Raw genomic sequence first — 17,855 nt, 5'->3', positions numbered from 1 at the left:
TCCCGACGACCCGGCAGCCCTGGCCCGCGCTTCAACGCTGGATATGCAGCTCAACCCGACGGTTCTGCGCCCGCCCTTCGTCGGTCTCATTGTCGGCCACCGGCTCGCTCTCGCCTTTGCCTTCGCTGGTGAGTTTGTCGGGGGCCAGCCCCTGGCTCAGCAAATACTCCACGACGCTGCTGGCCCGACGTTCAGACAGCCCCTGGTTATAGGCATCACTGCCGACACTGTCGGTGTGACCCACGACCCGGATGCTGGCGACATTGGCATGGCTGAGTTTGCTCATCAGCCCATCGAGCTGGCTGCGAGCTTCTGCGGTGAGGTCGGATTTGTCGAAATCGAACAGTACCTTGCCGGCGTCGTTGAGGGTGATGACCTCGCTAGCCGGTGCTTCAGGCGCCACGGGTGGGGCGCTGGCCGGGTATTGCGGCACCGGGCAACCGTGATGTTCGACAGGGGTATTGGCCGGGGTATCGGGGCAACGGTCGCGGCGATCGAACACCCCATCGTCGTCTTCATCGCCATCCTGGGCGTAGCAGATCAAACCACCGCCCAGCAGCCCCAACGCGGCGCCACCAGCAGCCCAACCGCTGCTTTCAATGGCCCCCAACCCGCCACCGACCAAGCCGCCAATCAGGCTACAGATTGGCCAGGTGCGTTGATTGAGAGGTGCGCTACCATCGCTGTGGGTGGCGCAACCGGACAACAGACTGCTCGCCAGCAGTACCGGTAAGGCGGCCCTGATTAGAACGTTCATGATGAAGGCTCCTGTGTCACCGGCCCATACCGGTCACACAGGAGTAAAGACCCGCATCCGCAACTCCACAAGCCGCGGATGACAAGGGTTTCAGCGGCTTATCTTGATTTCCGTGCGACGGTTCATCGCGCGGCCGTCGGCGGTCTTGTTATCGGCCACCGGTTGGCTCTCTCCGGCACCGGACACCGAGACAAAACTGGCACGCGGTACGCCGTTTTCGACCAGGTATTGCACCACCGAGTTGGCCCGTTTCTCCGACAACCGTTGGTTGTAGGCATCACTGCCGACACTGTCGGTATGGCCGGTGACCCGCAGTTGCGCGGTGGACGCTTCCTGTTTCAGCCGGGTGGCGACCGTGCTCAGCACATCCTTGTCGGCCGGGGTCAGCGTGGCTTTGTTGAACTCAAAGTGCACGTCGCGGATCACGATGGTTTCTTCCTGGACCACCACGACCTCTTCAACCACGGGCGCCGGGACAGGTGGCGGACAACCGTCGGCATCGACCTGCACGCCCTTCGGTGTGCCAGGGCACTTGTCGCGGCTATCCGGCACGCCATCGCCATCTTCGTCTCCGTCGCCGTGTACCCAGCAATACGCTGCCGCCATGGTGCCGACGAACAACGCGCCACCGCCGGCCCAGGAAGTACTTTCGGTGGCGCCCAAGCCTGCGCCGATCACACCGCCGACGGCCGCACAGGTCGGCCAGTCGGTTTTCTGCAAACCTGCACAACCAGTCAACACACTGGTTAGCAGAACCAGGGGTAACGCTGTCCGAACTATGCTCATCGGGTTTCTCCTTGAGGGATCGGCTTTGCGCCGATTCAGGGGAGTAAAGACCCGTCTTCGAATCTGCGCCAGCCTGAGCAATCGCGGGTTTTCGCCCCGTGTTTGCGAAGATTCCGCACGTTCATGGACAAACCGCTCTAGGCCACGATGTCCGGGCAGGCTATCGTGGTGGTTCTGACTGAGGAACTTCGATGACCGTTGCCATTTCTGCGCGTACGCCCCAGCAAGCCCTGGCGGCCGTGCTTGACCGTTATGCCCCGCAAACACTGCTGCTGATCGGTGCCAGCGACTTTCCCGCACTCGAAGCATTCCAGCAGGCCCACCCCGACACCGAAGTGGTCCACGCCGGCCCCGGCGCACTGCCGGCGGACGTGGCGGCGCGGCGTTTTGACCTGGCCCTGGCGCTCGATTGCCTGGAGCATTTGCCCAAGCGCGAGGGTCTGAACCTGTTGGGTGGCATCCGCAATCTCAACGCCAGCCGCATCGCCGTGCTGGCAGACCTCAACGCCTGTGGCTGGCAAGAGACGGACTTTTTTTCCCTGGCCCTGCAAGCCAGCGAACGATTCCAGCGCGAAGATCAGGTGTTGACCCTGTTCACCTACGATCTGCTTGAATACAAACAAGTCCCCGACTGGCTCAACTCGCGTTTCTGGGCCAACCCGGAAAATTTTGGAAAATATTGGTGGTAACCGTGAACACAAGCCCGCACACACCCATTTGCCCCTGCGGCAGTGGCAACTCACTGGACGCCTGCTGCGGCCACTACCACGACGGTCACCCGGCGCCCTGCGCCGAAGCCTTGATGCGCTCGCGCTACAGCGCCTATGTGCTGGGCCTGGTGGATTATCTGGTCGCCACCACCCTGCCCGCCCAGCAGCCAGGCCTTGATCGCCAGTCGATCAGCGAGTGGAGCGCCAACAGCACCTGGTTGGGGCTGGACGTGGAAAGCAGCGAAGTGTTCGGCGGTCAACCGGAACACGCCTTTGTCACGTTCACGGCACGCTGGCACGACGGCCAGGGCGAGCATAGCCACCGTGAACAGTCCTCGTTCGTGCAGAACACCGGGCGCTGGTACTTCATCGACCCGACCGTGCCGGTCAAGACCGGCCGCAATGACGGCTGTCCGTGCGGCAGCGGGCACAAATTCAAGAAGTGCTGCGCAGGCTACTTCAATCGTTGATTTCGCAAATGTCCGACGCTCATCCATCGGCCCAGAGGGCTAGACTGGGGGTAAACCAGAGGCACGGACATGACCCCTCCATCATTCTTGCTACGCATCACCTGCCTGCTGCTGCTCGTCGGGCTCGGCGGCTGTGCGTCCTGGCAAGGTGAAGAAGCCCCTGAACCACAGGTGCATCTGGTCAAGGTCGAGGTGGTGCGGGCCCGACTGCTGGAGCAGAAGTTCATGCTGCACTTTCGCGTCGACAACCCCGGCGACAGCGACCTGACCGTTCGCGGCCTGACCTACCGCATCCACCTGGGCGACCTGTTGCTGACCGAAGGTGAGCATGAACACTGGTTCACCGTGCGCCCCCGGCACAGCGCCTATTTCAAAGTGCCGATCCGCACCAACCTGTGGCCGCAGGTGCGGGACGTGGTGAAGTTGCTGGAAAAACCCCGGGAACAGATCCCCTACCGTCTGGAAGGTGAGCTGGAAACCGGATTATTCATCGCCGACTACGTGCACGTGGAACGCAATGGCGTGATAATCGCCGCCGATTTTATTGCGGAGTAACCTCGATGACCCAACAACCCCACGTCCACGGCCCTGATTGCAACCACGATCACGACCATCATCACGATCATGACCACGGCCATGTCCACGGTCCGAACTGCGGCCACGCACACCAGGAACCGGTGCGCAACGCCCTGAAGGATGTCGGCCGCAACGACCCTTGCCCGTGCGGCAATGGCAAGAAATTCAAGAAGTGCCACGGGGCTTGAGGGGCCGGGCGAAAAACTTTTTCGCCTGTTAGACCGTCATCGCGAGCAGGCTCGCTCCCACAAGGAAATGCGCCGAAGCGATATCTAACGGTCGCCGCGGAACCGGTGTGGGAGCGAGCCTGCTCGCGATGAGGCCGGCACATTCAGCACCGGTCCGTCAGCCCGCCTGCAGAATCCGCTCCACACCCACCACCGTCGCATACTCGCCATGCAAGTTGCCCAGGGACATGGCATGCACGTCGACCGCCGAACGGGGGTTACCGAAGTAATCGCTCTTGTCGAAGGTAAAGCAGGCATCCTCGACCACCCACGTGTCGAATCCCAGGTTGCCGGCCGTACGCGCCGTGGACTCCACCGAGTTGTGCGTCGCCACGCCGACGATCACCAGTTGCCCGATACCCGCCCTGCGCAGGTCTTCCTCCAGGCGCGTGCCACTGAACGCATCCGGCACTTGTTTTTGCACCAGCCATTCCCCCGCCAGCGGCTCGAACCGTGGCTGGACCTCCACGCCCGACTGCCCCGGCCAGAACACCGAGTCCGGCGAGCGGGACAAGTGGTGGACGTGAATCACCGGGCGCGCCATGTGTCGCCATAAAGCCAGTAGCTCCAGCATGCGCAGCTCTGCCTCGGGATTGTTGCGAGGACCGAGCCTGGGATGAAGGATGCCTTTTTGTTGATCGATGAGGATCAGCGCTGCGTTGTGTTGTAGCTCCATGCCGGTTTTCTCTTCTCGGTCATTGAATCTTCCACACTTGAGCATCACCTCTTCCTACAGGCAAGCCTTCGAGCAAAAGCGATGACTCGGCCCCGGAGTTTCATCGCCAAACCAACAAATAACCCTCGCCCCAGCTTGCGCGGCCACCTCCTGCTCACTAACGTAGCGCCTTTATTGGTGCCACCCCCCTCCCGCAGGAGCTTTGCCATGGCCTCGCCAGCCTCTATTTCCCTTATCCCCCGGCTCGGCGTTGCCGCCGCAGTGGCCAGTGTGCTCGGTTTGAGCGGATGCCAGACCTGGAATGCCCAGGACACTGTCCTGCCGACTTCCGGTGTGCAACCGCTCAAGGGGCTGGCGCAGAACGTCTCGGTCCGGCGCAATGCCACGGGCATGCCGCTGATCGAAAGCAACAGTTTCCATGACGCCCTGTTCACCCTCGGCTACGTCCATGCCAGCGACCGCATCACCCAGATGGTGACCCTGCGCCTGCTGGCCCAGGGACGCCTGGCAGAAATGTCCGGCGCCGAACGGCTGGACGTCGACCGCTATATGCGCGCCGTCAACCTGAAGAAAAACGCCGACGAGCTGTACAAGGCGTCTTCGCCACGGCTCAAGCGCTTCTTCGAAGTCTATGCCCGCGGCGTCAACGCCTACCTGTTCCGCTACCGCGACAAGTTGCCGTCGGACCTGGCCGCCACCGGCTACAAACCCGAATACTGGAAGCCGGAAGACTCGGCGCTGATGTTCTGCCTGCTGAATTTCAGCCAGTCGGCCAACCTGCCGGAAGAAATCGCCAGCCTGGTACTGGCCCAGACCGTCACCAACGACAAGCTCGCCTGGCTGAACCCGTCCTATCCGGACGAACCCCTGCCCGTGGCCGAGGCCGACAAACTCCAGGGCTTGCGGCTCAACGGCCAGATTCCGGGCCTGAACGAGATCAGCAAGGCCACCAGCCAGTTGGCCGAGCTGAACCTTTTGAGCGCTGCGTCTTCGAGTAACTGGGCCATCGCGCCGCAACGCAGCCGCAGCGGCAAGAGCCTGTTGGCCAGCGACAGCCATGGGCCGCTGGGCATGCCGGCGCTGTGGAGCCCCGTACAGATCCGCGCGCCCAAGTACCAGGCGGCCGGGATCTCCGTGGCGGGCATCCCGATGATCCTGGCCGGGTTCAACGGCAAAGTGGCCTGGAGCATGACCAGCGTGCTGGGGGACAACCAGGACCTGTTCCTGGAAAAAATCCGCCGCCAGGGCAACAGCCTGTCCTACGAGGTCAACGGCAAATGGCAGCCAGCGATCGTGCGCAACGAAACCTATTTCATCAAAGGCCAGCGGCCGATTCGTGAAGCGGTGTTCGAGACCCGCCACGGCCCGCTGCTCAACAGCGCCCAGGGCCCAGCCATAGCCAACGGCTTTGGCTTGGCCTTGCAGACGCCGAGCTTGAGCGACGACAAGACCCTGGATGCCTTCTTCGACCTGTCCCGGGCACAGAACGTCGAGAAAGCCTCCGACGCCAGCCGGGAAATCCGCGCCATGGCGGTGAACCTGGTCTTTGCCGACGCCAGCCATATCGGTTGGCAAGTCACCGGTCGCTATCCAAACCGCCGTGAAGGCGAAGGCCTGTTGCCCTCGCCAGGTTGGGACGGTCGCTACGATTGGGACGGTTACGCCGACCCGATGCTGCACCCTTATGATCAGGACCCGGCCCAGGGCTGGCTTGGCACGGCCAACCAACGGGTCATTCCCCACGGCTATGGCATGCAGCTGTCCAACTCGTGGGCCGCACCGGAGCGTGGCGAACGCATGGCCGAACTGGCCGGCGCGGGCAAGCACGACACCCGCAGCCTGACCGCCATGCAATATGACCAGGGCACGACGTTCGCGGCCAAGCTCAAGAAAGTCTTCGAAGCACCAGGCATGGCCCAGCCGCTCAAACAGGCGATCGAAGCCCTGCCGGTGGCTGACCGGGCCAAGGCCCGCGAGGCCTACACCCGCTTGATGGCATTCGATGGCCGGCTCAGCCCGACCTCCGCCGACGCGGCGATCTATGAGCTGTTCCTGCAGGAAAGCATGAAGCAGATTTTCCTCGACGAACTGGGCCCGGACAGCAGCCCGGCGTGGAAGGCGCTGGTCGCCAACGGCCAATTGTCCTACTCGGCCCAGGCCGATCATCTGCTGGGGCGTGAAGACAGCCCGTTCTGGGACGATGTGCGCACCCCCCAGAAAGAAGACAAGGCCGTCATCCTCGCCCGCAGCCTGGCCGCCACCATCAACGCCGGTGAAAGCCAGTTGGGCGGTGATCGCAAGGCTTGGCAGTGGGGCCAGTTGCATCGCTACGCGTGGAAGAACAGCAGCGGCCAGATCGTACGCGGCCCGCTGCCGGCCGGGGGCGACGCCTCCACGCTCAACACCGCAGCGTTCGCTGGGGGGCAGGACTTCAACACCACCCTGGCGCCAGCCATGCGCTTTATCGTCGACTTCGGCCAGCCTGAACCGTTGATGATCCAGGACGGCGTCGGCCAATCCGGCAACCCGGTCAGCCCGAACTATGCCAATGGCATCGATCCGTGGATCAAGGGGCAGTACCAGAGCCTGCCGTTGCAATCGCAGAATTTCGATCGCGGCTATGGCAAGACGCGGTTGACCCTGGTGCCTGGCAAATAACTGCAAGCTGCTCATTGCCCTGTAGGAGCTGCCGAAGGCTGCGATCTTTTGATCTTTTGATCTTTTGATCTTTCGCTTGAGATTCAAGCGTCAGGGAAAGATCGCAGCCTCGTTGCACTCGTCAGCTCCTACAGCTCCTACAGCTCCCACAGGCCAGCGGGGCGGGGCGACGTTTTGCTAGATTCCTCGCCACAGTTGCTCATGCCATCGGTTGATCCCCGTCCAAACCCGATAGAACTTATCCCCTCACCCTCGCCTCTACCTGACAAGCCCATCGCTCCGGTGACTGCATGGATCTTGTCATTGCCCGCCCCGAAGGCTTGTACTGCCCGCCCGGGGATTTCTACATCGACCCGTGGCGCGCGGTGGAACGTTCGGTCATCACCCACGCCCACGGCGACCATGCCCGCAGCGGCAACCAACACTACCTGGCAGCGGCACCCGGCGAAGGCATTCTGCGTTCACGCCTGGGCCAGGACATCAACCTGCAAACCCTGCCCTACGGCAAACGCCTGTCGCATCATGGCGTGACCTTGAGCTTTCACCCCGCCGGCCATGTGCTGGGCTCGGCCCAGGTGCGGCTGGAATATCAAGGCGAGGTCTGGGTGGCGTCGGGGGATTACAAAGTCGAGCCTGACGGCACCTGCACCCCGTTCGAGCCGGTGAAGTGCCATACCTTCATCACTGAATCGACCTTCGGCCTGCCGATCTACCGCTGGCAGCCCCAGGCGCAGGTCTTCGACGAGATCAACCAGTGGTGGCGCGGGAACATCGCCGCCGGGCGAGCCAGCGTGTTGTTCTGCTATTCGTTCGGCAAGGCCCAGCGGATTCTTCACGGCATCGATGAAAGCCTCGGCCCGATCCTGGCCCATGGCGCGGTGGAGCCGCTGAACCGGGTCTACCGCGAGGCCGGTGTTCATCTGCCGCCGACCATTTATGCCAGCGACATCAACAAGAACGACCCGATCATGGGCCAGGCGCTGGTCATCGCCCCGCCCTCTGCCGGGGGCAGCAGCTGGATGCGCCGCTTCGGCGACTACAGCGACGCCTTCGCCAGCGGCTGGATGCGCCTGCGTGGTAGGCGGCGGCGCGGCGTGGACCGGGGTTTTGTGCTGTCCGACCACGCCGACTGGCCTGGCCTGCTCTGGGCCATCGAACAAACCGGCGCCGAACGGGTGATGGTCACCCACGGTTCGGTAAGCGTGCTGGTGCGCCATCTCTGCGAGCAAGGCCTCGACGCCCAGGGGTTCAGCACCGAGTACGGCGATGACGAAGAAGACCTTGCCACGGCTACCGACAGCGAGGAGCAGGCCTCATGAAAGCCTTCGCCGAGCTGTACGCCGAACTCGACGCCACCACCTCCAGCAATGCCAAGCTTGCCGCCATGCAAGCCTATTTCACCAAGGCTGCGCCCCAGGACGCGGCGTGGGCCGTGTATTTCCTGTCCGGCGGGCGTCCACGGCAACTGGTGCCGGTAAAAATCCTGCGGGAGTTGGCGGTCCAGGTATCCGGGTTGTCGCTCTGGCTGTTCGAGGAAAGTTATCAGGCCGTGGGCGACCTGGCCGAAACCATTTCGCTGGTATTACCCGAATCGCCCCACAGCTCCGATGAAGGCCTGGCGCTGTGGATCGAAGAGAAACTGCTGCCGTTGCGCGGTGAGTCGCCCGAAGTCCTGGCTGAACGGCTCCCGGCGCTGTGGGCGCAACTCGACCGGCCGAGCCTGATGCTGTGCATCAAGCTCATCACCGGCAGCTTTCGCGTCGGCGTGTCAAAACTGCTGGTAACCCGGGCCCTGGCCGGCATGGCCAACCTGGACAGCAAGCGGGTGGCCCAACGCCTGGTGGGCTACACCGACCTGTCCCATCGTCCGACGGCCGCCAGTTACCTCAAGCTGATCGCGGCCGAATCCGCCGATGAACATGCCCAGCGCGGCGGCCAGCCTTATCCGTTTTTCCTGGCCCATGCCCTGTCTGCCCCGGTAGAGCAATTCGACACCCTGCTGGGACCGGCCAACGACTGGCAGGTGGAATGGAAATGGGACGGCATCCGTTCCCAGGTGATCAAGCGCGATGGCCATCTGTGGGTCTGGTCCCGAGGCGAAGAACTGCTGACCGAGCGCTTCCCCGAACTGCACGCCCTGGCGCAGGTACTGCCCGACGGTACCGTGATCGATGGCGAAATCGTGGTGTGGAAAACCACCCGGCCGATGACCGAGGACGCCTTCGACCCGGAGGCGCCGCTGCAACCGGCGGTGCAACCCTTCGCCCTGTTGCAACAGCGCATCGGTCGCAAGACCCTGGGCAAGAAAATCCTCGAGGATGTCCCGGTGGTGGTGATGGCCTACGACCTGCTGGAGTGGCAAGGCGAGGACTGGCGCAGCCGTCCCCAGGCCGAGCGCCGCGAACGGCTGGAGGCGCTGATCGCCCGTGTCCACAGCCCGGTCCTGTTGCCATCGCCGACGGTCACCGGCCAGGACTGGTTCGACCTCGCCCGGCAACGCGAAGCCTCTCGCCGCCTCGGTGTCGAGGGCATGATGCTCAAGGCCCGCAACGCGCTGTATGGCGTCGGTCGCACCAAGGACATGGGCGTGTGGTGGAAATGGAAGATCGACCCCTTCAGCGTCGACGCGGTGCTGATCTACGCCCAGCGCGGCCACGGCCGGCGCGCCAGCCTGTACAGCGACTACACCTTCGCCGTATGGGACAACCCGCCGGACAGTCGCGAGCGCACGTTGGTGCCGTTTGCCAAGGCTTATTCAGGGCTGACCGATGCGCAAATGCGCCAAGTCGACAGCATCGTGCGCAAGACCACCGTGGAGAAGTTCGGCCCGGTGAGCAGCGTCACGCCCACCCTGGTGTTCGAACTGGGTTTCGAAGGCATCGCCCTGTCCAATCGCCACAAGAGCGGGATCGCGGTGCGCTTTCCACGGATGTTGCGCTGGCGCCAGGACAAGCACGTCGACGAGGCAGATACCTTGGCAACGCTTCAGGACCTGCTGAAATAACTTGCTCCCGCTGGGCCCGTTGTAGGAGCTGTCGAGCGAAGCGAGGCTGCGATCTTTCCCCAGGCAATTAAATCGAGAGCAAAAGATCAAAAGATCGCAGCCTTCGGCAGCTCCTACAGAGCCCAACAGGAGTCCGCTCTATCCTGGTGCATCTTTTGATGTACGCTCATCCCCGCGCACCATCGCATTCCGTTGCCTGCCGCCGAAGCTTTTAAAACACTTGTTCGGCACTCTGGTTCGGAAATTGCTACCTTTATGCCGTCATACCGTTCTCGCCTTCACCGGTAACAATACTTACGCGCCACAAGCGCTCATATTGGTTTTAGGGATTGAATAATGAAAAAAGCACTGCTGACCCTTTCTGCACTGGCGTTGTGCATGGCTGCTGGCGTCGCCACGGCCAAGGAATACAAGGAACTGCGTTTTGGTGTCGACCCTTCCTACGCCCCGTTTGAGTCCAAGGCCGCCGACGGCAGCCTGGTCGGTTTCGACATCGACTTGGGCAATGCGATCTGCGCAGAGCTGAAGGTCAAATGCAAATGGGTCGAAAGCGATTTCGACGGCATGATCCCGGGCCTCAAGGCCAATAAGTTCGACGGCGTGATCTCCTCCATGACCGTTACCCCGGCCCGCGAAAAAGCCATCGACTTCTCCAGCGAATTGTTCTCCGGCCCAACCGCCTATGTATTCAAGAAGGGCTCGGGCCTGAGCGAAGACGTTGCCTCGCTCAAAGGCAAGACCGTCGGCTACGAGCAAGGCACCATCCAGGAAGCCTACGCCAAGGCCGTGCTGGACAAGGCCGGCGTCAAGACCCAGGCCTACCAGAACCAGGACCAGGTTTATTCCGACCTGACCTCGGGTCGCCTCGATGCCGCGATTCAGGACATGCTCCAGGCTGAGCTGGGCTTCCTGAAATCGCCAAAAGGCGAAGGCTATGAAGTCAGCAAGCCGGTGGACAGCGAACTGCTGCCATCCAAGACCGCGATCGGTATCAAGAAAGGTAACAGTGAGCTGAAGGCGCTTTTGGATAAAGGTATCAAAGCGTTACACGACGACGGCAAGTACGCCGAGATCCAGAAAAAACACTTTGGCGATCTGAATCTGTATAGCGGCAAATAATGCGCTGCGCCCATCCGGTCTCGGATGGGCGCTTTTCTCCTGCCAAAGGCTTTCTTCCATGTTCGAACAACTCCTACAAAATCTGGGGCTCTCCGCCTTCAGCCTGCAGGGCTTTGGCCCGCTGCTGATGCAAGGCACCTGGATGACCATCAAGCTGTCGGCCCTGTCCCTGTTGTTGAGCGTCTTGCTCGGCCTGCTGGGCGCCAGTGCCAAGCTGTCCAGCGTCAAACTGCTGCGAATCCCTGCCCAGCTCTACACCACGCTGATCCGTGGCGTGCCGGACCTGGTGCTGATGCTGCTGATTTTCTACAGCCTGCAAACCTGGCTGACCTCGCTTACCGATTTCATGGAATGGGAATACATCGAGATCAACCCATTCGGCGCCGGGGTGATCACCCTGGGCTTCATCTATGGCGCGTACTTCACCGAAACCTTTCGCGGCGCGATCCTCGCGGTCCCCCGGGGCCAGGTCGAAGCCGCCACGGCCTATGGCCTCAAGCGTGGCCAGCGCTTTCGCTTCGTGGTGTTTCCACAAATGATGCGCTTTGCCCTGCCGGGTATCGGCAACAACTGGATGGTGATGCTCAAGGCCACCGCGCTGGTATCGATCATCGGCCTGGCCGACCTGGTCAAGGCGGCCCAGGATGCGGGCAAGAGCACCTACCAGCTGTTTTACTTCCTGGTACTGGCGGCACTGATCTATCTGCTGATCACCAGCGCGTCCAACTTCATCCTGCGCTGGCTTGAACGCCGCTACGCCGCCGGAGCCCGGGAGGCGGTGCGATGATCGAACTTCTGCAAGAATACTGGCGGCCATTCCTTTACAGCGATGGCGTCAACGTCACGGGCCTGGCCATGACCCTGTGGCTGCTCAGCGCCTCGCTGCTGATCGGTTTCGTGGTATCGATCCCGCTGTCCATCGCCCGGGTTTCACCCAAGTTCTACGTCCGCTGGCCGGTACAGTTCTACACCTACCTGTTCCGGGGCACACCGCTCTATATCCAGTTGCTGATCTGCTACACCGGCATCTACAGCATCGCGGCGGTGCGCGCCCAGCCCCTGCTCGACAGCTTCTTTCGCGATGCGATGAACTGCACGATCCTGGCCTTCGCCTTGAACACCTGCGCCTACACCACGGAAATTTTTGCCGGGGCGATTCGCAGCATGAACCATGACGAAGTCGAAGCGGCCAAGGCCTACGGCCTGACCGGTTGGAAGCTGTACACCTACGTGATCATGCCGTCGGCGCTGCGCCGCTCGCTGCCGTACTACAGCAACGAAGTCATCTTGATGCTGCACTCGACGACCGTGGCGTTCACCGCTACCGTTCCAGACGTGCTGAAAGTGGCCCGGGACGCCAACTCGGCGACGTTCCTGACGTTCCAGTCGTTCGGGATCGCCGCGTTGATCTACCTGACCGTCACCTTTGCACTGGTGGGCCTCTTCCGCCTCGCCGAACGCCGCTGGCTGGCCTTTCTCGGGCCGACTCACTAGGGCTTTTGTTCCAGGACACACACGCACATGCGCCACCAGATCCATGACCTGCTGGCCCCCGTACCGGGGACTGCACGCAAGATCCACAGCTTTCACTTCGGCCCGGAAAAAGCCGTCGGCAAAATCTATATCCAGGCGTCCCTGCACGCCGATGAACTGCCGGGCATGCTGGTTGCCTGGCACCTCAAGCAGCGCCTGGCCGAACTCGAAGCGTCGGGCCACCTGCGGCACGAGATCGTGCTGGTACCCGTCGCCAACCCTATCGGCCTCGAACAAGTGCTGATGGACGTGCCCCTGGGCCGCTACGAAACCGAGAGCGGGCAGAACTTCAACCGCCGCTTCGTCGACCTGAGCGAAGAGATCGGCAACGAAATCCAGGACCTGCTCACCGACGATCCCCAGCACAACCTGATGCTGATCCGCACCAGCCTGCGCGACGCCCTCGCCCGGCAAACCCCAGGCACGCAATTGCAATCCCTGCGCCTGGCCCTGCAACGGCTGGCCTGCGACGCCGACATGGTGCTGGACCTGCATTGCGACTTCGAGGCCGTGGCCCACCTCTACACCACACCCGAAGCCTGGCCACAGGTCGAGCCGCTGGCCCGCTACATCGGCGCCGAAGCCTGCCTGCTGGCAACCGATTCGGGCGGCCAGTCGTTCGACGAATGCTTCACCCTGCTCTGGTGGCAACTCAAGGAACGCTTCGGCGACCGCTTCGAGATTCCCCTGGGCAGTTTTTCGGTCACCGTGGAATTGCGTGGCCAGGGTGACGTCAACCACGGGCTGGCGAGCCTGGACTGCCAGGCTTTGATCGAGTACCTGATCCGCTTCGGCGCCATCGACGGCGAACCGATGCCCATGCCCGATCTGCCCTACCCGGCCACGCCGCTGGCCGCGGTCGAGCCGGTGGCGACGCCCGTGGGGGGCTTGCTGGTCTACAGCGCCCTGCCCGGCGAATACCTGGAGGCGGGGCAACTGATCGCGGAAGTCATCGACCCGGTCAACGACACCGTCACCCCCGTTCATTGCCGTAACGCCGGGCTGCTGTACGCCCGTTCGCTGCGCCGCATGGCCACGGCCGGCATGGTGATCGCCCATGTCGCCGGCACCGAAGCCTACCGCAGCGGCTACCTACTTTCGCCTTGAGGATGCATGCTCCATGTACAAACTGACCATCGAAGGCCTGCACAAAAGCTATGGCGAACATAAAGTGCTCAAGGGCGTTTCGCTCAAGGCCAAGACCGGCGACGTCATCAGCCTCATTGGCGCCAGCGGCTCAGGCAAAAGTACCTTTTTGCGCTGCATCAACTTCCTGGAGCAACCCAACGACGGCGCCATGAGCCTGGACGGCCAGCCGATCCGGATGATCAAGGACCGCCACGGCATGCACGTGGCCGACGCCGACGAACTGCAACGCATCCGCACGCGCCTGGCCATGGTGTTCCAGCACTTCAACCTGTGGAGCCACATGACCGTGCTGGAAAACATCACCATGGCGCCGCGCCGGGTGCTGGGGGTCAGCAAGCAGGAAGCGGATGATCGCGCCCGTCGTTATCTCGACAAGGTCGGCCTGCCGGCACGGGTCGCCGAGCAATACCCGGCGTTCCTCTCCGGCGGCCAGCAACAGCGCGTGGCCATTGCCCGTGCCCTGGCGATGGAGCCGGAGGTGATGCTGTTCGACGAACCCACCTCGGCCCTGGACCCCGAGCTGGTGGGTGAAGTGCTGAAGGTGATCCAGGGCCTGGCTGAGGAAGGCCGGACCATGATCATGGTGACCCACGAAATGAGCTTCGCCCGCAAAGTCTCGAACCAGGTGCTGTTCCTGCACCAGGGCCTGGTGGAAGAAGAAGGCAGGCCGGAAGACGTGCTGGGCAATCCCACCAGCGAACGGCTCAAGCAGTTTCTCAGTGGCAACCTGAAATAAGCTCGCATCAGTTCCTGTGGCGCAGGGGTAAACCCGTAGGAGCTGTCGAGTGCAACGAGGCTGCGATCTTTCCACAGCCACTTGAATCGTGAGCGAAAGATCAAGATCAAAAGATCGCAGCCTTCGGCAGCTCCTACGACCAGCGGGAGCAAGCTCCCTCGCCACAAGAGCCTCCTGACCAGAAGAATTCCTTCACCCCGGCTTGCTGCGTCGCGGTATGCCATAAAACCTTTCGCATCCCGCCGTGGTCACTGGATAAGGACTTCAAGGGCGCACACGGCAAGCATGGCGACATCCAACAATTTCGCGAAACAGTGGTTCAGCGCCCGCGGCTGGAAGCCGTTCGCCTTTCAAAAGCAGGTATGGGCCGCGGTCAAGCGGGGGGAGTCCGGGCTGCTGCATGCCAATACCGGTGCCGGCAAGACCTACGCAGTCTGGTTTGCCGCCCTCAACCGTTTCGCCCGACCAGCACCGCCGCTGGATAAACCGCGCAAACGCAAACCGCCGGCCGAACCACTGACGGTCCTGTGGATCACGCCGATGCGCGCATTGGCGGCCGACACCGGCAAAGCCCTCGAAGCGCCCCTGGCAGACCTGCGCCTGCCATGGAACGTCGGCCTGCGCACCGGCGATACCAGCGCCAGCGAACGCGCCCGCCAGGGCCGGCGCCTGCCCACCGCGCTGATCACCACCCCCGAAAGCCTGACCCTGATCCTCGCCCGGGGCGATGCGCACGCCGCCGTCTCGACCCTGCGCATGGTCGTGGTGGATGAATGGCACGAGTTGCTCGGCAACAAACGTGGCGTGCAATTGCAACTGGCCCTGGCGCGCTTGCGGCGCTGGCATCCCGAACTCATCGTCTGGGGCGTGTCCGCGACCCTGGGCAACCAGGCCCACGCCGAACAGGTATTGATCCCGCAAGGCAACGGGATCAGCGTGCAGGGGGCCGATGGCAAGGCGCTGCGGGTCGACACGCTGCTACCCCCGACCCTCGAACGTTTCCCGTGGGCCGGGCACATCGGCCTGAAGATGCTGCCTCAGGTTGTGGCCGAAATCGACGCCAGCAACAGTTGCCTGGTCTTCACCAACACCCGGGCACAGTCGGAAATCTGGTATCAGGCGCTTCTTGAGGCGCGGTCCGATTGGGCCGGGTTGATCGCCCTGCACCATAGTTCACTGTCGCGTGAGACCCGGGATTGGGTGGAACAGGCATTGAAGGACGGCCAGCTCAAAGCGGTGGTCTGCACGTCCAGCCTGGACCTGGGGGTGGATTTCCTGCTGGTGGAACGAGTGCTGCAGATCGGCTCGGCCAAGGGCCTAGCACGATTGATGCAACGGGCCGGGCGCTCCGGCCACGCACCGGGCCGGACCTCGCGGGTGACGCTGGTGCCGACCCACAGCCTGGAATTGATCGAGGCCGCCGCCGCGCAGGACGCCGTGGCCCAACGGCGCATCGAACCGCGCGAATCGCCCCACAAGCCGCTGGATGTCCTGGTGCAACACTTGGTGAGCATGGCCCTGGGTGGCGGCTTCGTTCCCGACGAATTGTTCGACGAAGTACGAGGTGCCTGGGCCTACCGCGACCTCAACCCGGTCGAATGGGCCTGGGCCCTGGCTTTTGTACGCCATGGCGGCCTGTCACTGACCGCCTACCCCGATTACCGACGTGTCGAACCGGACGAACACGGAGTCTGGCGAGTGCCTGACGCACGCCTGGCCCGGCGTCACCGCATGAGCATCGGTACCATCGTCAGCGATGCCAGCCTGCAATTGAAGTTCTGGAGCAAGGGCGGAGGCGGCAAGACCCTGGGCAGCGTAGAGGAAGGCTTCATCGCCCGCCTGCGCCCCGGTGACGGTTTCCTGTTCGCCGGGCGCTTGTTGGAGTTGGTCCGGGTCGAGGACATGACCGCCTACGTGCGACGCAGCCAGGCCAAGAAGGCCGCTGTGCCGCGCTGGAACGGCGGGCGCATGCCGCTCTCCAGCGAGTTGGCCGCCGCCGTCGTGGCCCGTTTGAGCGAAGCCGCCGCGGGCCGCTTCAAGGGCCCGGAGATGCACGCCGTGCAGCCCCTGCTCTTGACCCAGCAACGCTGGTCCGGTTTGCCCACACAAAGCACATTGCTGGCCGAAGCCCTCAAGTCCCGGGAAGGCTGGCACCTGTTCCTGTATCCGTTTGCCGGGCGCCAGGTGCATCTGGGCCTGGCCAGCCTCCTGGCCTGGCGTGTCAGCCGGCAACAACCGCTGACGTTTTCCATTGCGGTCAACGACTACGGCCTGGAACTGCTCAGTGCCACGGCTGTGGACTGGTCGCAATACCTGACCCCGGGCCTGCTGAGCGTCGATCATCTGCTGACCGACGTACTTGCGAGCCTGAATGCCGGGGAATTGGCCCTCAGGCGCTTTCGCGAAATCGCCCGGATCGCCGGGCTGGTCTTCGCCGGTTATCCCGGTGCACCAAAAAGCACCCGGCAAGTCCAGGCGTCCAGCGGGTTGTTCTTCCAGGTGTTCAAGCAATACGACGCCGACAATCTCTTGCTGGCCCAGGCCGGGGAGGAAGTCTTGCGCGAAGAATTGGATATCCATCGACTGGAGCAGACCTTGCAACGCCTCAATACCTTGAAGCTGGACCTGCACGTGATCAAGCGCCCCACCCCGCTCGGGTTTGCGCTGTTGGTGGAGCGATTCCGGGAAAGCATGAGCTCGGAAAAGCTCGCCGACCGCATCCGGCGGATGGTCGGCGAGCTGGAAAAGACTGCCGATCGAGGTGACGCCTGATGCCAGCGCCTTATCCCGTAAGCCTGGCCGGCGAAGAACTCTGGTTGCTCCCGGAAAAAGCCGTGTACTGGCCCGCCCAGGAAACCCTGATGGTGGCCGATGTTCATTTCGGCAAGGCCGCCGCCTATCGCAGCCTCGGGCAACCAGTGCCCCACGGCACCACCGCCAGCAACATCGCCGTACTGGATGCATTGCTGGCCAGCCTGCAGTGCCGACAGTTGATCTTTCTCGGGGATTTTCTCCACGGCCCCGGCTCTCATGCGCCCGGCACCTTGAAGGCACTTTCCGATTGGCGTGAGCGACATCCGCACCTGGCCATGACGCTGATTCGTGGCAACCACGACAAACGCGCCGGTAACCCACCGCCAGCGCTGAACATTCGCGTCGTACCGGAGCCATTGCTTCTCGGTCCTTTCGCCGTGCAACACGAGCCTGCCCCGCATCCCAGCCGCCATGTGCTGGCCGGTCACGTGCACCCGGTCTATCACCTGAGCGGCAAGGGCCGGCAACGCCTGCGCCTGGCCTGCTTTCGGCTGGGCAGCGAAATCAGCCTGCTGCCGGCCTTCGGTGCGTTCACGGGCGGTTATCGAGTCGAGCAAGGCAGCAATTGCAGGATTTTTGTCATCGGCGATAACGAAATATGGCCCGTCAACTGAAGCACTCTGTGCTATCGCTGGCGGGC

17 protein-coding genes are annotated in these 17,855 nt (G+C 62.8%); 14 read left to right on the top strand and 3 right to left on the bottom strand.

The window, feature by feature from the left end; translation table 11 throughout:
* Positions 1-31: 31 nt before the first annotated feature.
* Both ASC85_RS07805 and ASC85_RS07800 read right to left on the bottom strand, forming a co-directional pair.
* A complete protein-coding gene (locus ASC85_RS07805; protein WP_057448879.1) occupies positions 32-757 on the bottom strand; it encodes an OmpA family protein in 726 nt (241 codons plus the stop codon).
* Positions 758-847: 90 nt separating this feature from the next.
* Positions 848-1,543, bottom strand: coding sequence for an OmpA family protein (locus tag ASC85_RS07800; protein WP_057448878.1), 696 nt, complete (start codon positions 1,541-1,543; stop codon positions 848-850).
* Between the two features lie 191 nt (positions 1,544-1,734).
* On the opposite strand from ASC85_RS07800, the gene ASC85_RS07795 reads away from it, so the two are divergent.
* The 4 genes from ASC85_RS07795 (at position 1,735) to ASC85_RS07780 (ending at position 3,487) form a co-directional block, all read left to right on the top strand.
* A complete protein-coding gene (locus ASC85_RS07795) occupies positions 1,735-2,232 on the top strand; it encodes a DUF6231 family protein (RefSeq protein WP_057448877.1) in 498 nt (165 codons plus the stop codon).
* 2 nt (positions 2,233-2,234) lie between these two features.
* Positions 2,235-2,723: a YchJ family protein gene (locus tag ASC85_RS07790; protein ID WP_057448945.1), complete on the top strand. Its 489-nt coding sequence runs from the start codon at positions 2,235-2,237 to the stop codon at positions 2,721-2,723.
* 69 nt (positions 2,724-2,792) lie between these two features.
* Positions 2,793-3,278: an LEA type 2 family protein gene (locus ASC85_RS07785; protein WP_057448876.1), complete on the top strand. Its 486-nt coding sequence runs from the start codon at positions 2,793-2,795 to the stop codon at positions 3,276-3,278.
* Between the two features lie 5 nt (positions 3,279-3,283).
* Positions 3,284-3,487: an SEC-C metal-binding domain-containing protein gene (locus tag ASC85_RS07780; RefSeq protein ID WP_003198420.1), complete on the top strand. Its 204-nt coding sequence runs from the start codon at positions 3,284-3,286 to the stop codon at positions 3,485-3,487.
* Positions 3,488-3,644: 157 nt separating this feature from the next.
* Here the strand turns inward: ASC85_RS07780 and ASC85_RS07775 are convergent, their stop codons facing one another.
* Positions 3,645-4,202, bottom strand: a complete 558-nt coding sequence (locus ASC85_RS07775) for a cysteine hydrolase family protein (RefSeq protein ID WP_057448875.1) — start codon at positions 4,200-4,202, stop codon at positions 3,645-3,647.
* A gap of 207 nt (positions 4,203-4,409) precedes the next feature.
* Here ASC85_RS07775 and ASC85_RS07770 point away from each other — a divergent pair, with 207 nt between their 5' ends.
* The 10 genes from ASC85_RS07770 (at position 4,410) to pdeM (ending at position 17,829) form a co-directional block, all read left to right on the top strand.
* Positions 4,410-6,860 (top strand): penicillin acylase family protein, encoded by a 2,451-nt coding sequence (locus ASC85_RS07770; RefSeq protein WP_057448874.1) that lies wholly within the window; start codon positions 4,410-4,412, stop codon positions 6,858-6,860.
* A 290-nt stretch (positions 6,861-7,150) separates the two neighbouring features.
* Positions 7,151-8,179, top strand: a complete 1,029-nt coding sequence (locus tag ASC85_RS07765) for a ligase-associated DNA damage response exonuclease (protein ID WP_057448873.1) — start codon at positions 7,151-7,153, stop codon at positions 8,177-8,179.
* Positions 8,176-9,864: an ATP-dependent DNA ligase gene (locus ASC85_RS07760; protein WP_057448872.1), complete on the top strand. Its 1,689-nt coding sequence runs from the start codon at positions 8,176-8,178 to the stop codon at positions 9,862-9,864. Before ASC85_RS07765 ends, ASC85_RS07760 begins: the two co-directional genes overlap by 4 nt.
* A gap of 336 nt (positions 9,865-10,200) precedes the next feature.
* The gene (locus ASC85_RS07755) at positions 10,201-10,983 is read left to right on the top strand and encodes a transporter substrate-binding domain-containing protein (RefSeq protein ID WP_057448871.1); all 783 of its coding nucleotides are present in this window, start codon (positions 10,201-10,203) and stop codon (positions 10,981-10,983) included.
* A 58-nt stretch (positions 10,984-11,041) separates the two neighbouring features.
* Positions 11,042-11,770, top strand: coding sequence for an ABC transporter permease (locus tag ASC85_RS07750; protein WP_057448870.1), 729 nt, complete (start codon positions 11,042-11,044; stop codon positions 11,768-11,770).
* On the top strand, positions 11,767-12,477 hold the full coding sequence (locus ASC85_RS07745) for an ABC transporter permease (protein WP_057448869.1): 711 nt from the start codon (positions 11,767-11,769) through the stop codon (positions 12,475-12,477). Before ASC85_RS07750 ends, ASC85_RS07745 begins: the two co-directional genes overlap by 4 nt.
* A gap of 27 nt (positions 12,478-12,504) precedes the next feature.
* On the top strand, positions 12,505-13,623 hold the full coding sequence (locus ASC85_RS07740) for a succinylglutamate desuccinylase/aspartoacylase family protein (protein ID WP_057448868.1): 1,119 nt from the start codon (positions 12,505-12,507) through the stop codon (positions 13,621-13,623).
* 13 nt (positions 13,624-13,636) lie between these two features.
* Positions 13,637-14,401 carry an ABC transporter ATP-binding protein gene (locus ASC85_RS07735; RefSeq protein WP_057448867.1) on the top strand — a complete coding sequence of 255 codons (765 nt, stop codon included), beginning with the start codon at positions 13,637-13,639 and terminating at the stop codon, positions 14,399-14,401.
* A gap of 285 nt (positions 14,402-14,686) precedes the next feature.
* A complete protein-coding gene (locus tag ASC85_RS07730) occupies positions 14,687-17,173 on the top strand; it encodes a ligase-associated DNA damage response DEXH box helicase (RefSeq protein WP_057448866.1) in 2,487 nt (828 codons plus the stop codon).
* Positions 17,173-17,829, top strand: coding sequence for a ligase-associated DNA damage response endonuclease PdeM (pdeM, locus tag ASC85_RS07725; protein WP_057448865.1), 657 nt, complete (start codon positions 17,173-17,175; stop codon positions 17,827-17,829). Before ASC85_RS07730 ends, pdeM begins: the two co-directional genes overlap by 1 nt.
* Positions 17,830-17,855: the final 26 nt, after the last annotated feature.

This window comes from Pseudomonas sp. Root401, from assembly GCF_001425105.1.
Lineage (GTDB): Bacteria > Pseudomonadota > Gammaproteobacteria > Pseudomonadales > Pseudomonadaceae > Aquipseudomonas > Aquipseudomonas brassicacearum.
Note: the sequence above shows the minus strand (reverse complement) of the source record. Positions and strands in the feature narration are given on the sequence as shown.

Excerpts from the sequence above, each read along its gene's own strand:
- ASC85_RS07765 (WP_057448873.1), top strand. The coding sequence starts at position 7,151 with ATGGATCTTGTCATTGCCCGCCCCGAAGGCTTGTACTGCCCGCCCGGG.
- ASC85_RS07780 (WP_003198420.1), top strand. The coding sequence starts at position 3,284 with ATGACCCAACAACCCCACGTCCACGGCCCTGATTGCAACCACGATCAC.
- ASC85_RS07760 (WP_057448872.1), top strand. The coding sequence starts at position 8,176 with ATGAAAGCCTTCGCCGAGCTGTACGCCGAACTCGACGCCACCACCTCC.
- ASC85_RS07770 (WP_057448874.1), top strand. The coding sequence starts at position 4,410 with ATGGCCTCGCCAGCCTCTATTTCCCTTATCCCCCGGCTCGGCGTTGCC.
- ASC85_RS07795 (WP_057448877.1), top strand. The coding sequence starts at position 1,735 with ATGACCGTTGCCATTTCTGCGCGTACGCCCCAGCAAGCCCTGGCGGCC.
- ASC85_RS07800 (WP_057448878.1), bottom strand. The coding sequence starts at position 1,543 with ATGAGCATAGTTCGGACAGCGTTACCCCTGGTTCTGCTAACCAGTGTG.
- ASC85_RS07785 (WP_057448876.1), top strand. The coding sequence starts at position 2,793 with ATGACCCCTCCATCATTCTTGCTACGCATCACCTGCCTGCTGCTGCTC.
- ASC85_RS07775 (WP_057448875.1), bottom strand. The coding sequence starts at position 4,202 with ATGGAGCTACAACACAACGCAGCGCTGATCCTCATCGATCAACAAAAA.
- ASC85_RS07805 (WP_057448879.1), bottom strand. The coding sequence starts at position 757 with ATGAACGTTCTAATCAGGGCCGCCTTACCGGTACTGCTGGCGAGCAGT.
- ASC85_RS07735 (WP_057448867.1), top strand. The coding sequence starts at position 13,637 with ATGTACAAACTGACCATCGAAGGCCTGCACAAAAGCTATGGCGAACAT.
- pdeM (WP_057448865.1), top strand. The coding sequence starts at position 17,173 with ATGCCAGCGCCTTATCCCGTAAGCCTGGCCGGCGAAGAACTCTGGTTG.
- ASC85_RS07745 (WP_057448869.1), top strand. The coding sequence starts at position 11,767 with ATGATCGAACTTCTGCAAGAATACTGGCGGCCATTCCTTTACAGCGAT.
- ASC85_RS07755 (WP_057448871.1), top strand. The coding sequence starts at position 10,201 with ATGAAAAAAGCACTGCTGACCCTTTCTGCACTGGCGTTGTGCATGGCT.
- ASC85_RS07730 (WP_057448866.1), top strand. The coding sequence starts at position 14,687 with ATGGCGACATCCAACAATTTCGCGAAACAGTGGTTCAGCGCCCGCGGC.
- ASC85_RS07750 (WP_057448870.1), top strand. The coding sequence starts at position 11,042 with ATGTTCGAACAACTCCTACAAAATCTGGGGCTCTCCGCCTTCAGCCTG.
- ASC85_RS07740 (WP_057448868.1), top strand. The coding sequence starts at position 12,505 with ATGCGCCACCAGATCCATGACCTGCTGGCCCCCGTACCGGGGACTGCA.